This is a genomic window from Paraburkholderia sp. (assembly GCF_049581445.1).
Taxonomy (GTDB): domain Bacteria; phylum Pseudomonadota; class Gammaproteobacteria; order Burkholderiales; family Burkholderiaceae; genus Paraburkholderia.
The window spans coordinates 82,527-95,463 of sequence record NZ_JBAURZ010000088.1; the positions used below are offsets into that span (position 1 = coordinate 82,527).

General features: G+C 59.5%; 11 protein-coding genes. 7 read left to right on the forward strand and 4 right to left on the reverse strand.

Translation table 11 applies throughout. The annotated features are described in order from the left end of the window. Positions 1–102 precede the first annotated feature (102 nt). The 3 genes from WCA85_RS08000 to WCA85_RS08010 all read left to right on the forward strand — a co-directional run bounded on the left by WCA85_RS08000 (position 103) and on the right by WCA85_RS08010 (position 3,810). Entirely contained in the window at positions 103–921 is an 819-nt protein-coding gene (locus tag WCA85_RS08000) for a peptidoglycan-binding protein (RefSeq protein ID WP_424062682.1), read from the forward strand. Between the two features lie 21 nt (positions 922–942). Then, positions 943–2,418 (forward strand): hypothetical protein, encoded by a 1,476-nt coding sequence (locus tag WCA85_RS08005; RefSeq protein WP_424062684.1) that lies wholly within the window; start codon positions 943–945, stop codon positions 2,416–2,418. Between the two features lie 204 nt (positions 2,419–2,622). Further along, on the forward strand, positions 2,623–3,810 hold the full coding sequence (locus tag WCA85_RS08010; RefSeq protein WP_424062686.1) for a DUF2235 domain-containing protein: 1,188 nt from the start codon (positions 2,623–2,625) through the stop codon (positions 3,808–3,810). Between the two features lie 192 nt (positions 3,811–4,002). Here WCA85_RS08010 and WCA85_RS08015 read toward each other — a convergent pair whose 3' ends face one another. Next, positions 4,003–5,670 carry a hypothetical protein gene (locus WCA85_RS08015; RefSeq protein ID WP_424062688.1) on the reverse strand — a complete coding sequence of 556 codons (1,668 nt, stop codon included), beginning with the start codon at positions 5,668–5,670 and terminating at the stop codon, positions 4,003–4,005. Between the two features lie 220 nt (positions 5,671–5,890). Then, positions 5,891–6,409, reverse strand: a complete 519-nt coding sequence (locus WCA85_RS08020) for a DUF1214 domain-containing protein (RefSeq protein WP_424062690.1) — start codon at positions 6,407–6,409, stop codon at positions 5,891–5,893. 521 nt (positions 6,410–6,930) lie between these two features. Between WCA85_RS08020 and groES the strand changes: the two genes are divergently transcribed. Together groES and groL are read left to right on the forward strand one after the other, a co-directional pair. Further along, positions 6,931–7,221, forward strand: coding sequence for a co-chaperone GroES (groES, locus tag WCA85_RS08025; RefSeq protein ID WP_122152238.1), 291 nt, complete (start codon positions 6,931–6,933; stop codon positions 7,219–7,221). A gap of 51 nt (positions 7,222–7,272) precedes the next feature. Continuing rightward, complete coding sequence (gene groL / locus WCA85_RS08030; RefSeq protein WP_424062692.1) at positions 7,273–8,913, forward strand: chaperonin GroEL; 1,641 nt, start codon at positions 7,273–7,275, stop codon at positions 8,911–8,913. Positions 8,914–9,082: 169 nt separating this feature from the next. Here the strand turns inward: groL and cysC are convergent, their stop codons facing one another. After that, entirely contained in the window at positions 9,083–9,691 is a 609-nt protein-coding gene (gene cysC, locus WCA85_RS08035; protein ID WP_424062699.1) for an adenylyl-sulfate kinase, read from the reverse strand. A gap of 647 nt (positions 9,692–10,338) precedes the next feature. Next, positions 10,339–11,199, reverse strand: coding sequence for a hydroxymethylpyrimidine/phosphomethylpyrimidine kinase (locus WCA85_RS08040; protein WP_424062694.1), 861 nt, complete (start codon positions 11,197–11,199; stop codon positions 10,339–10,341). Positions 11,200–11,471: 272 nt separating this feature from the next. On the opposite strand from WCA85_RS08040, the gene WCA85_RS08045 reads away from it, so the two are divergent. Together WCA85_RS08045 and WCA85_RS08050 are read left to right on the forward strand one after the other, a co-directional pair. Beyond that, positions 11,472–11,642: a rubredoxin gene (locus WCA85_RS08045; RefSeq protein ID WP_008342674.1), complete on the forward strand. Its 171-nt coding sequence runs from the start codon at positions 11,472–11,474 to the stop codon at positions 11,640–11,642. 84 nt (positions 11,643–11,726) lie between these two features. Continuing rightward, positions 11,727–12,937 (forward strand): hypothetical protein (locus tag WCA85_RS08050; RefSeq protein ID WP_424062696.1); only part of this gene is annotated, 1,211 nt, incomplete at its 3' end.

Genomic DNA, 12,937 nt, shown 5'->3' on the forward strand with positions numbered 1-12,937 from the left:
CCGCTTGTTCTGATGACGCCGGAACTATCACCTATTGTCTGCTTAACCGAATCCGACGATTTGACAGTCAACGCAAGACGACCGTGAGAACGAGGAACAGCCATGCAAAACGGCATGCTTCAGCAAGGCGATAACGGCGGAGACATTGAGACATTGCAACAAGCGCTTACGAAACATGGCTTCAGTCCAGGCGCGATCGACGGCATGTACGGGCAGGGAACCGTTGCAGCGGTAATCGCCTTTCAGAAGAGCGAGGGGTTGCTGCCTGACGGGGTGGCAGGACCGCGTACGTTGTCTGCTCTAGGCATTGTCGATTCGAATGAGTTGCCGTCGGCGATTCCTGCGGTATCCGTCGAGATCGTTAGCCAGATGTTTCCGATCACGCCAATTGGTAATATCAAAACCAATTTGCCGTCGATGCTTTCGGCACTGGTGACGAATAAGGTTGATGACAAGTCCATGGTCCTGATGGCGCTTTCAACCGTGCGCGCTGAAGTGGAGTGCTTCGAGCCAATCAGCGAAGGACAATCCCGGTTCAACACGTCGCCCTCAGGCCGTCCGTTCGACCTTTACGACAATCGCAAAGATCTGGGTAACCAGGGCGCACCGGACGGTGCGCAGTTCAAGGGCAGGGGATTCATCCAGCTCACTGGGCGGTTGAACTACGCCAAGTACGGACCCAAGCTCACGCCGCCTGTCGATCTGATTAAGAATCCGGACCTGGCTGGCGACCCGGCGATCGCTGCGAATCTGCTGGCACTGTTTCTCGCGGACAAGGAGCTTGCGATCAAAAACGCCTTGCTCGTCGGGAACATGGCAACGGCAAGACAACTGGTGAACGGCGGCTCAAATGGTCTGGATCGTTTCGAAGACGCGTACAAGCGCGGAGCGGCTTTAATACCCGACTCGCTCGACACGTGAGAACCGCTAAAGGTGAATGCCATGAGTTCTCCCACTCTCGACCTTGGGCAACCTCCATTGCCCGATCCGGCTGCCACGCCAGATCCTGTTTCGCGGGGCGCCGGTGCAAATGCGGCTCCGTCTGCGACAGGGGAAAAACCAGCGGCTGAACAATCGCCCGAATCTCCGCCGTCACCCGATCCGAATCCCACTGCGTCTAAACCGGCAGGGTCCCCTGCCGAACAGTTGATCCTTCAGCGAGACCTTAATGAAGCCCTCTTGCTTATGGATTTCATTTCTGGGCGACCGGATGTCCATATATGGGATATCGGCGACATCAAGTATCCAGTCCGGGCAGATAGTCCCACTCGTGGAGACAATGCGGACCGCGGCGGTAACGACGCATCTACACTGCCGCCTATTGAGGTAATCAGGCGAATCTGTGCAATGCGCTATCCACCGGAGACGAATCAATGTCTTGCGGAGAGGGCGGATAATTCTGCGTTGCTGCTCTGTGTGAAGGACAAGTTAAATTCAATCGCGTATCCGGCCAACGGACTCACGATCGCATACACCTACATGTTCCTGGAGGAAGCAGTTCAGTCAGAACCTGACCAATCGGTTGAGCAGCAAGCGACTGTCATTGTCGAAAAAGGGACTCGAGCCATCGTCGCGAAGCAAGCCTACCCGGGACTTATTCCTAGTGCGAAGCGCTTCCGACGTTTTCACAGAAACGTGGCTCGCGTTGGGGCTGCGATCACCGTATTTTCCGCGATTCTTTTGTGGCTGGTCGTGTACGGCGTTCAATTAACTTCCCGCTTCGAGAAGGACCAAAAAAGCGCAACCGATATTACCAGTGAGATATACGCCTTAGTCGACAAGGAAAATTCGGCAATCGCCTTGGATCAGCAAAGGCACGATAGTGTGCCGACCCGTTGCAAAGCGAAGATCGATGAACAGAGCAATCAGATCAGGCTCCTTTGTAACCAGTGGTCGTACAATCAGGCGCGTTACGAAAAGTCGATCAACGATGTCGCGACGTTCGCTAACAAATGGCCCTCTGACTGGTTGACGATTCCGTTTCCCACGTCACCAACGATGCAATTAAACAAGGCTGGCGACTCCATCGCAAAACAAGAGGACGTTCAGTCCATAACCTTGGTCCTATCAGCGTACGCAAGTTATGTATTACCGGTTTTGTTCGGGCTGGTCGGAACAATTGCTTCGTTCTTGCGCGATATAAGCAATCGGGTAACCGTGACTATTTTGTCACCCCGCGACGAGACGCTTGCCATCATCCGAATCATCCTTGGAGCCATCGCGGGGCTTGCGGTCGGATTGTTTATCACACCAACCACTGTGGCTGCGCAAATAAGTTCCGGCGCCGGCGTGTTGACGCTTTCGGCGTCGGGAATAGCGTTCCTGGCTGGTTATGGCGCGGACGGGTTCTTTCGCATGATCGACTCAATGATTACCCGCGTGTTTAGCCTTGACCAGAAGCCGGCGCAAACGAAATGATTTGTCCGGTGATTCAACCGCGGCTTGCGCATCGAACGGGAGAAAAGGGAAATTAAAGCGTTGGACGCAAACCCGCACGCAGGGACGACAAGGTAACCCGGAATACTCCGATGGGTGGTCGGACCTGCCAATCTTCATGCTTTCGCCATATTGCTGGCGTCGCGTAAGAGCGGGGAATGCCTCTACTGACCAAAGGAGGATTCGATGTCGAAGACTATTGTCTTTTGTGCCGATGGCACATGGAACGGGCCGGACGAGCAACCGGCAGCGAGCGACGGCAACACGCCTGACAGCACGGCAGGCTGCGAACCTCAACTGACCAACGTCTGCAAGTTCTTCGCGTGGCTTGACGGCGACGCTCAGCCAGCCGGAAGCGGTTGGGGCGGCGTGGAGATGGAGAAGTCGCTTCAGAACGCGAGTGGCACACCGACCCAGGTCGCAAAGTACATCCACGGGGTAGGCAATTCACAACAGCTGGTGGACAAGGTGGCCGGTGGTGCATTTGGCGTAGGCGTTGTAGCCCGCATTGCTCGCGGCTATACCTACATCCCGCGTAACTTCGTGCCAGGTGACAGCATCGTGATCGTCGGCTTTAGCCGGGGCGCATATACCGCGCGCGCGCTTGCGGGCCTGATCGCGGGAGAGGGTCTATTGCGACCAGACTTCGCTGCCGTTGACGACGACACGCGTTACGACACCGCGGTAGCGGCCTGGTACCGCTGGCGACACGGCCACGATACGACGTTTCAAAAGATAGCGGACGGCCTGATCGAGTTGCTGGAGATCCACAGCGCCTTCTCCAACGCGAAGGATCTGGATGCCAGTTCCTTTGTCCCGGCGAAAGTCGCCGCAGTTGCGGTCTGGGATACGGTGGGGTCGTTGGGCATCCCGATTTACCACGCTGGCGCGGCGATTGATCTATTCCGCTTCTGCGATACGGCCTTGAGTCCCAACATCAACCTGGGCGTGCACGCGGTATCGCTTGACGAGCAACGCAAGCCATTCGAACCAACGTTATGGGACGCCAACGCCAAGGTGACGCAGGCGGTTTTTCCGGGAGGGCATTGCGACATCGGCGGAGGCTACCCCGAACACGGCCTGTCCGATGGTCCCTTGCTCTGGATGATTGATAGGCTGCAACATTCCGATGTGGGATTAGCGTTCAAGCTCCATCCTCCCGTTGAAGTTAAGTCCGAACCTCTGGCCCCGCGACATCGAGCATGGGCGGGAAGCCCTATTTGGCTGGCGGCCGGCGTTTCCCCGCGAACCTTCCCGGCGGGGATGCTGTTCGTTAATGACTCCGTTCGCCAGCGTATGAACGGCGAACCCGAGGACCTGTTCGACACCGAGGGCCCACAGCCACCTTACTCACCGGGTAATTTGCCCGCATAGGCATGGGTACATTGCGCTGAACCAGTTGTTGGGCGCAGCTTGGTCCGGTTCATTCATGTGTCGAAGTTACCCGGGCACCGCCGGACAAATGGAGCGACGGATTTTCTCCACTCAGACGAATGGATAGGATATCTCATCAAACGACGTCCGCCACCGGAGACGGCGGCGGGCGCGACTGAGCAATGACACAGGTCAGCCCGGTTCCAGGTTTGCGGTTCCACCTTCCAGCAAGACCTCCGTCACCGCCTCGGAAAATCGTCTGGGCCGGCCTTCGATGAGCAGCCGTTCCGGGTTTGACGGATCCCGCTCCACTTTGGGAAGTCCGTGAGCCGTGAGTGCGCGGGCACAACCGGTCCAGTCGCGATTGTCTGCCCCTGTTGGCTCGTTGACGGAGGCCCAGGACAGCGTACCGAGGACATCGTCTCCGAAGCCTTGCTTCTCACGCCAGCTCGCTCCGTGAGAGAGCAGGAAAGCCGTCAGCAGCGCGTCGCCACGAAAGACGGCGTGGTTTAGCGCCGTGGCCTCCCAGTCTCCGCCGCGTGCGGCGATGGGCCAGTCAAGTTCGACCATGAGCTTGACTGCATCGCCGGATCCCCATGCTGCGGCATCGGGCAGTAGCCTAAGCTGGCCCTCCGGCAGCGAGCGTGGCAGGTCTGGACGTCGCGCCTGAATGCGGCGTGCCTCGATTGCATCAGAGCGAGTACAGGCCGCCACGAACTCATCTCCCTCAGTGAGATTCTCCTGCACGCCGTACGCGCGCAAAAGGTCCACGACTTCAGGCAGACCAATCTGCGTTGCCAGCCGCCAGACGCTGAGGCCGTCGGGCGTGCGTGCGTTGGGATCAGCACCGGCTGTAAGCAGTGCGGCAATATGGCGAGGCGATCTGCGCAGCGCGATTGCGCGCAGCAGCGGCGTCCCCCACGCTTGCGTGATTCCTGCTGCGGCCGGCTCGTTAGCGTCGCCGCCGTGAGCCAGCAGCAGTTCGAGGGCGACCGGGTCTGACATGTCAAGCGCGCGCCACAACGCATTCGTACCGGCAACGCGCGCGCCATGCCCGAGCAGCAAGCGCGTACAGTCCGGGTTCTCCAGCGAGTGATACAGCGATTCGCCGTCATTGGGATCGGCACCGGCATTCAGGAGCATCTCCGTGAGAGCTGGGTCGCGGATCACTCCAGCCGCGCCGTAAAGGGCAGACAGCGGAGCCGTCTCGTCGGGTATTGCCAGGGAAGCGGGTGGAAGCCGGTTGGCGATACGCTGGTTTGGATCGGCGCCGGCCTGAAGCAGATGCTGCGCGCATTCGCGTAGCCGTGCAGTACACTCCGGTAGTTGTCCCAGGCATGAGTGTGTCACTGCGACAAGCGGCGGGAGGTTCAACGTTCCGCCTGCGCGGTTGATCCAGGCTGGATCGGCCGTCATTGTCCGCGACACGACATCGAGATTCCCCGCTGCGCAGGCGACGTAAGGGTCGGTTGCGAGAAGGCCGACGTGGTCCTGCAGGAGTTGGACTGCGACGCGCGGTCGTGCCGGGTCATAGGTGCCGGTGACGTCGCCGCCATACGCAAGGTTAAGCCAGCGCTGTACCAGGGCTGCATGTTCGTGACGGGCGAAGGCGCTTGCCTCGACGTACAGGGCGAGGTCCGGCCAGGAAGAAAAGCCGTACTCGCGAGCAATGCAGGACTGCGCATCGTGCAGACGAAGTTCAAGCGCGGTCACTTCACTATCTGTGCGACGTGCGGCGGCGGGGAGATGTTGGGCGAAGCGCGCGATGGCTGTTGCATTGCCGTTGCGGTAGAAACGCAACAACTCCTTCGCCTGCTTCTTCAGATGATCAAGATTGGCCTTGGGTGGCAGCTTCTTCATGACGGATCCTCGTGCATTTGATGGCCGAAGGTCCGCAATACCGCCAGCACAAAGGATGGTGAGATTTCTGACGTGCTGCTACAGGTGGGTTCAACCCTTTCCGCGGACCGGGAAGCGGCCTGCACCGCTACCCAGGATGCTATGCGATGGCGTCTAACGGCGTCAACCCGGGTGCGGGCGGGTTGGCGCGCGCGTTACGCGGCTGCTTCGCGGCTACCGGTTATTTGACGCGCCGTACCGCAGGAGGCTCCCAGGTTCCGGCGAGCATTTCAGGGCGCGGCCAATAAACGCGCAAGGTCAGTGCGAAGGTGCCGGATCTCGGAGAAGGAAGCCAGTTCGATTGGCTGCTGTTACCCGGTGAATTTGACTGGACATAAATATCCAGCGACCCATCCAGATTGAATTTAAGGTGATCGCGGTCGCCAATCGCAAACCGGTTGATCGGATTCGGCACCTGGAATCCCTTGTCGTCATACATCGTGATCGACCAGAAAGCATTCGCGGGCGGAAGGTTTCCTTTTGCAAAGTGCAACACGTACCTGCTGGCTCCATCTAGCGGCTTGCCATTACTGTCGTTGAACGCGGTTGGATAGACCGCGTCGGCTGGGAGATTGGCTCCAAGACCGGAGAGCGCAATCACGGCACGTTGACGATATGTCGTACCGTAAGTACCGATGTTGTCCGTCAGCAATGACCAGTCGCTTACCCTGAAGCCGAACATCTTGACGGTCTTGATCATGTCGGACTGGGCGTCTTTCGGCGCGTCTTTTTACCCAGTTTGTGAACGTTCGCGTTCATCTCGATGTCTGACTGCCTCGGGTCGATTTTCGGCGGATAGCGTATCCGTCGCGCTGACCAGCCGTTCGGTCCTCGCGCCCGGAGTTCGAGGTCGAAATGTGCCTGCCCCCTGCATGCTTAGGGAATTCCCTGGCATGGTGATCACGCTGACTGCGCGGGCATATTCCGCGACTGAGCGGCTGCGCGCGGGTCAGCGTGGCCCCGTGGCGGCGAAGGGGTTTAGATGGTTGTTTTTAAAGAATATTATTTTGATTCGACTCGGGGCGCTGCTGCAGTGCAAGGTTCAAAGTTAAGTGAATCTTGACCCATGCGGACAATTCCTACCCCCATCCTTCTTGAATTTGTCACCACCCGTCCATATAATTAGCACTCGCTGCACGAGAGTGCTAACAACATCGCCGGTTGGCTCAGCCAGCCGGGTTTTCTCAGCGTTCGTCAGTCTTAATCAAGAGAGGAGTATGTATGAACCTTCGTCCTTTGCATGATCGCGTGATCGTCAAACGTCTGGATCAAGAAACCAAGACCGCGTCGGGCATCGTGATCCCCGAAGCCGCAGCAGAAAAGCCGGATCAAGGCGAAATTCTGGCAGTCGGCCCGGGCAAGCGCGACGACAAGGGCGCACAAATCGCCCTGGACGTGAAGATCGGTGACCGCGTCCTGTTCGGCAAGTACGCTGGTCAGACCGTCAAGGTCGACGGCAACGAACTGCTCGTCATGCGCGAAGAAGACATCATGGCCGTGGTGCAGAAGTAAGCGCTGGTCGCTACTTCCCCGGTTATTCCAGAGAATTCAAGGAGTTAGAAGATGGCAGCTAAAGACGTCGTATTCGGTGATTCCGCCCGTGCCAAGATGGTTGAAGGCGTGAACATCCTCGCCAACGCTGTGAAGGTCACGCTGGGCCCCAAGGGTCGCAACGTTGTACTCGAGCGCAGCTTCGGCGGCCCGACGGTCACCAAGGACGGTGTGTCGGTCGCCAAGGAAATCGAGCTGAAAGACAAGCTCCAGAACATGGGCGCACAAATGGTCAAGGAAGTCGCTTCCAAGACCAGCGACAACGCAGGTGACGGCACGACGACGGCAACCGTCCTCGCGCAATCCATCGTTCGCGAAGGCATGAAGTACGTTGCATCGGGCATGAACCCGATGGACCTGAAGCGCGGTATCGACAAGGCTGTTACGGCTGCAATCGAAGAACTGCGCAAGATCAGCAAGCCGTGCACGACCAACAAGGAAATCGCTCAAGTCGGCGCGATCTCGGCGAACAGCGATTCGTCGATCGGCGACCGTATCGCTGAAGCGATGGACAAGGTTGGCAAGGAAGGCGTCATCACGGTGGAAGACGGCAAGTCGCTGCAAGACGAGCTGGACGTCGTGGAAGGTATGCAGTTCGACCGCGGCTACCTGTCGCCGTACTTCATCAACAACCCGGACAAGCAAGTTGCTGTGCTCGAAAACCCGTTCGTGCTGCTGCACGACAAGAAGGTGTCGAACATTCGTGACCTCCTCCCGGTTCTGGAACAAGTCGCCAAGGCTGGCCGTCCGCTGCTGATCATCGCAGAAGACGTCGAAGGCGAAGCACTGGCAACGCTGGTGGTCAACAACATCCGCGGCATCCTGAAGACTGTTGCTGTCAAGGCTCCGGGCTTCGGCGATCGTCGTAAGGCCATGCTGGAAGACATCGCGATCCTGACCGGCGGTCAAGTTATCGCTGAAGAAACCGGCCTGACGCTCGAAAAGGCAACGCTGGCTGAACTGGGTCAAGCGAAGCGTATCGAAGTGGGCAAGGAAAACACGACGATCATCGACGGCGCTGGCGAAGGTGCCACCATCGAAGCACGTGTGAAGCAAGTTCGCACGCAAATCGAAGAAGCAACGTCGGACTACGACCGTGAAAAGCTGCAAGAACGCGTGGCCAAGCTGGCCGGCGGTGTTGCAGTGATCAAGGTTGGCGCTGCGACCGAAGTCGAAATGAAGGAAAAGAAGGCACGTGTCGAAGACGCACTGCACGCAACGCGCGCAGCTGTGGAAGAAGGCATTGTGGCTGGCGGCGGTGTTGCACTGATCCGCGCTCGCACGGCAATCGCTGGCCTGAAGGGCTTGAACGCTGATCAGGACGCTGGTATCAAGATCGTTCTGCGCGCAATGGAAGAACCGCTGCGCCAGATCGTCACGAACGGCGGCGAAGAAGCCAGCGTCGTGGTGGCAGCAGTTGCAGCAGGCACGGGCAACTACGGCTACAACGCAGCAACGGGCGAGTATGTCGACCTGGTCGACGCAGGTGTTGTGGACCCGACCAAGGTCACGCGCACGGCACTGCAAAACGCAGCATCGGTGGCAGGTCTCCTGCTGACGACCGACGCAGCTGTTTGCGAACTGCCGAAGGACGATGCTCCGATGGGCGGCGGTATGCCCGGCGGCATGGGCGGCATGGGCATGGACATGTAATTTCCACCGGACCTCGTCAGAGGTCTGTTTGGAAACACATGGGGGAGCGCGTCGCAAGGCGTGCTTCCCAAAAGAAAAACCCGCAGAGATGCGGGTTTTTTTATTGTTTCAGCGAATCAACGAGGGAGTGGCGAACACGCTTGCCCCCGGATCGCAGTGCAAGCCGCAATTAGTGCGTCGTCAAAAACGAATTGCTCAAGTAATTGAAGATTCCTGCCACGCTTGCCTCTTTACTCTCGCTTGCGGTTTCCACGCGTAGATCGGGGTGGACGGGTGCTTCATAGGGCGCAGAGACGCCTGTAAAGGACGGGATCTTCCCTGCCCGGGCCTTGGCATACAGACCCTTCGGATCGCGCCGCGCGCATTCATCCACCGAGGCCGAAAGAAAGGTTTCGACGAATCGGTCGGGCCCGATGATATCGCGCGCCATGGCTCGATCTTCGTGCATGGGTGAAATGAGCGCGGTAATCACGATCAGGCCGGCGTCGTTCATCAGTTGAGCGACGTGCGCGACCCGGCGGATGTTTTCGTGCCGGTCCTCCGGCGTGAAGCTGAGGTCGCCGCCAAGACCGTGGCGGATATTGTCGCCATCGAGGACGTAGCAGGGGTGACCCTGCGACATCAAAAGACGTTCGAGTTCATAGGCGATCGTGGATTTGCCTGAGCCGGATAGACCTGTCAGCCAGATCGTCACAGCCTTTTGATAAAACATGCGCGCGCGATCATCAACGGAGATCACACCGTCTACGCGTTGCAGGAACGGCTGGGCTCGTCCCAGGGTGAGGCCTTCATGGCGTTCGGGCTCGCTGCATCGGTCGTCCTGGTTGCCACGGTGGGTCTCGTGATCGTCCGGGAAGGAGCGGGTGGCTGGATTGTCCAATTCGACGATTTCCCCTTAGCCAAGCGTCGGTTGTAGGACCGGTGAACTGCTGCCTCTGATGAGACGTGCGATATGACCCAGCGATAGTGTCATGGGCCGTTTTTGCGCCCGTTTCGACAAGGTGAATGGAGTCATGGAACCGGCGTATGCGACATTACAAGCCGTAAATATACAACGGATAAAAATTCGGGTTGTAACGTTTAATTACGTTCGTAATACAGCGGTGACAAATTTCTGGATTGGTGAGAAGAATAGTCCTGATGGGAAGGCCCGCGAAGGCTGTTCTACACAGAGTACGAGCAATTGCGTCAGTTAAACGTTTGCGAGTCGAGGTAGCGCTCGCCGGTCGTTGTTTTAGCGGACCGCGAACGTGGGCACACGATGAGAAAGAGGCGGACGCAGCGGGCGATTACAGCTCAACCCGCGATCGATGCGTTTGACGCGTTGCATAGCAGTGCAAAACGTTGATAGTAAAATGAAAGAAATTCGTCGGGAATGCGTTGGCAGGGGTGGCGCTCCGCGGGCTGGCCCGGAAGCGCCGCTGCTCAATGCCGGGCCTCGCCCGGCGGAGCATCTTTACCGGTCGCGAGCGGCGTTTCCTCGTCGCTGCTGCGCGCCCAGAAAAACCGATCGGGCATATAGACACCCATGCCGGGGCGAAACGCGTTGCGCATGGCCTGGTACACATATTCCTGCGCTTCTCGCACCGCTTCGGCGGGGTCCTGCCCGTTAGCCAGTAGCGCGGCAATTGCGGCGCCGAGCGTATCGGTCAAGCCCATAATGCGGTGCGGGCCGCGGTCCCACATATCCTGACGCAGTTGGCCGTCCTCGCTAAAGAGCGTATTGACGAGCCGGTGTGAGCCGGTTTCCGTGGACAGGATGTATTCACAACCTTGCGAGAGCAAATGCGAAATCGCCGCGTCGAGGCTCGGCGCCTCGGCGTCGCCGTCCGGTTGGGCAAGCGCGAGCAGCGTCGCGTGATCGGCCACCAGCAACGTGGTCTGCGGTGCCAGCAAATCGGCGATGGCCTCGCGCAGTTCGTCCGCGGCAAGCACATGCTCGTCGTCGAGAGTGAAGTCCGGCGCGAGGATTAACGGAATGTCGTCGTAGTCCGCCACGACTTCGGCAATTGCGCTCACCACTTCCGCACGGGTCGCCGCGCCTACCTTGAAGGCGGCGATCGGCATGTCTTCAAGCAGCATGCGCGCCTGAGTAGCGACGATTTCGGGGTCGAGTCCGGTCACTTCGTCGCAGCTTGCCGAGTCGCGCACGGTGTAGCCCGTGAGTACGCTGACGCCATGACAACCCATGCTGGCAAGCGTCATCAGGTCTGCTTGCAAGCCTGAGCCGCCCGTTGGGTCGGAGAGGCCGAAGGTGAGTACGATCGGAGGAGTGTCGCTGGGCATGAAGATGGTTGGGAGGAAATGAGCGGATGTAAGCGCGCACTGGGCGCGTAGTCGGCTCAATTATGCGGCCTAAAGCGCTGCGGGGGCGTTTTTTCGCATCCAGGAGCGACTTCTCGCACAGATCGGACATTATCCCGTCGGGCCTTGTCCAGATTGACGGACAGCGCGCCGGCAACGCGCTACGATCGCGACTTTCGACTGCTAGGCATTAGGGCGGCAACACGGTACCATCATGGCTCTCGTTTGAACGCTCTTTTTGACGCGACAGAAGAATGGAATATAGAAGCTGGATGTGCCTGATCTGCGGCTGGATCTACGATGAAGAAGCCGGTTTGCCAGACGAAGGTATCGCGCCGGGCACCCGTTGGGAGGATGTTCCCATTAACTGGACTTGCCCCGAATGCGGCGCGCGCAAGGAAGACTTCGAGATGGTCCAGATCTGACCATCCGGCGTCGTGCGCGCTGCACGGCGCGCATGGCCGTGCGTCGGCCTGTCAGCAGCCTGTTCGTACCCATGCCGCTAGCCCATGACCTCTCAAAACGTGCGTTCCGCCCCCGCTGACTATCTGGACGCCTTGCCCAATGCCCGTGGCGGCGCAGTCCGTCCGGCTGAACTTGCGCTCGCTGAAGCGCAACTGGCGTTCGAGCAGCGTGGTGACCTGGCCGCGCCGCTGCTGCGCGCGGTGCGGGCATTGCGTGAAGCGGGTTGGCCAAGCGCGCAGCGGTTCGCAGACGCCTTGGTGCTGGTCTCGCCACTCACCTCGGTCGAGCCTGCTGATGAAGCCAACGCTCGTGAGCTGTTCGGCGCCGCCCTGCACGATTTCCGTGCGGCCATCGCACGTCACAATCTGCGCGAGCTGTCGTGCTCGCCCGCCCTCTTCGCGCATTACCACGCGCTTAACGCACTGATTTCGCAACGCACGCCGGGTTTTAGCGTCACCTTCGAAGATCTCGCGCTGGCGGCGCGGCCCGTGCCGCCGGTGACCTTCAGTGCGCAACCGGCGCAGCGTCTCGCCCATTTGCGTGCGCGCTACGAGCGTGCGTTGCTGCCGGTTTTGAGGGCGCATTCGAGCGATGGCGCCGCAAGTGCGGCAGCGAGTGCCGCGATGCGCGCCGCGCTCGATGAACTTGACGCGTGTCTCGCCGAACTTGCCGGTCCAGATCCCTACGACTTCTGGCGGCTTGCATCGGCGTGCGCCCGTGCGCTGCGTGTGAGCGGTCACCTGGCTGGCGACGCAGACGCACGGCGTTTCCATGCGCGTTGCAATCTGGCCTTCGCGGACCACGCTCGCGGCATTCCGCTGGCGTCGCGTTCGCTGGTGCGGGCCACGCTGGCGTTGCTGTGGCGTGAGTACGCGTTGTATGGCGCAGCCGCGGAAGATGCCGATCACGTTGAATTGCTGCACGACTATGGTCTGACGGTCGACTGGCACGTGGCTGGCACGCAGGATTCCGAGGCGCTATGGGAAGCCGGCGCCGCAAAGACGCAGTCCGGGGCCACCGACTTGCTGGTGGCTCGCACGCGCGAACTCGGCGTCCTTACCGTGAACGCCCACGCCTACGAAGATTTTCTACAGACGGCGGATGCATCGATTGCCGCGTTGGCGGAGCACGCCCGCGCGGCGGGTCATCCTGAGAAGGCCGATCCGAGCGAGGCCCTGCAGGCCAGCGATGCGGCTTTCCGCCTCGGCTCGGCGGCTTGCGCGCTTGGGCTGGGGCACGTCGCGCAACTCGCGGA

Excerpts from the sequence above, each read along its gene's own strand:
- WCA85_RS08005 (WP_424062684.1), top strand. The coding sequence starts at position 943 with ATGAGTTCTCCCACTCTCGACCTTGGGCAACCTCCATTGCCCGATCCG.
- WCA85_RS08010 (WP_424062686.1), top strand. The coding sequence starts at position 2,623 with ATGTCGAAGACTATTGTCTTTTGTGCCGATGGCACATGGAACGGGCCG.
- WCA85_RS08015 (WP_424062688.1), bottom strand. The coding sequence starts at position 5,670 with ATGAAGAAGCTGCCACCCAAGGCCAATCTTGATCATCTGAAGAAGCAG.
- WCA85_RS08040 (WP_424062694.1), bottom strand. The coding sequence starts at position 11,199 with ATGCCCAGCGACACTCCTCCGATCGTACTCACCTTCGGCCTCTCCGAC.
- WCA85_RS08045 (WP_008342674.1), top strand. The coding sequence starts at position 11,472 with ATGGAATATAGAAGCTGGATGTGCCTGATCTGCGGCTGGATCTACGAT.
- groES (WP_122152238.1), top strand. The coding sequence starts at position 6,931 with ATGAACCTTCGTCCTTTGCATGATCGCGTGATCGTCAAACGTCTGGAT.
- groL (WP_424062692.1), top strand. The coding sequence starts at position 7,273 with ATGGCAGCTAAAGACGTCGTATTCGGTGATTCCGCCCGTGCCAAGATG.
- WCA85_RS08000 (WP_424062682.1), top strand. The coding sequence starts at position 103 with ATGCAAAACGGCATGCTTCAGCAAGGCGATAACGGCGGAGACATTGAG.
- WCA85_RS08020 (WP_424062690.1), bottom strand. The coding sequence starts at position 6,409 with ATGATCAAGACCGTCAAGATGTTCGGCTTCAGGGTAAGCGACTGGTCA.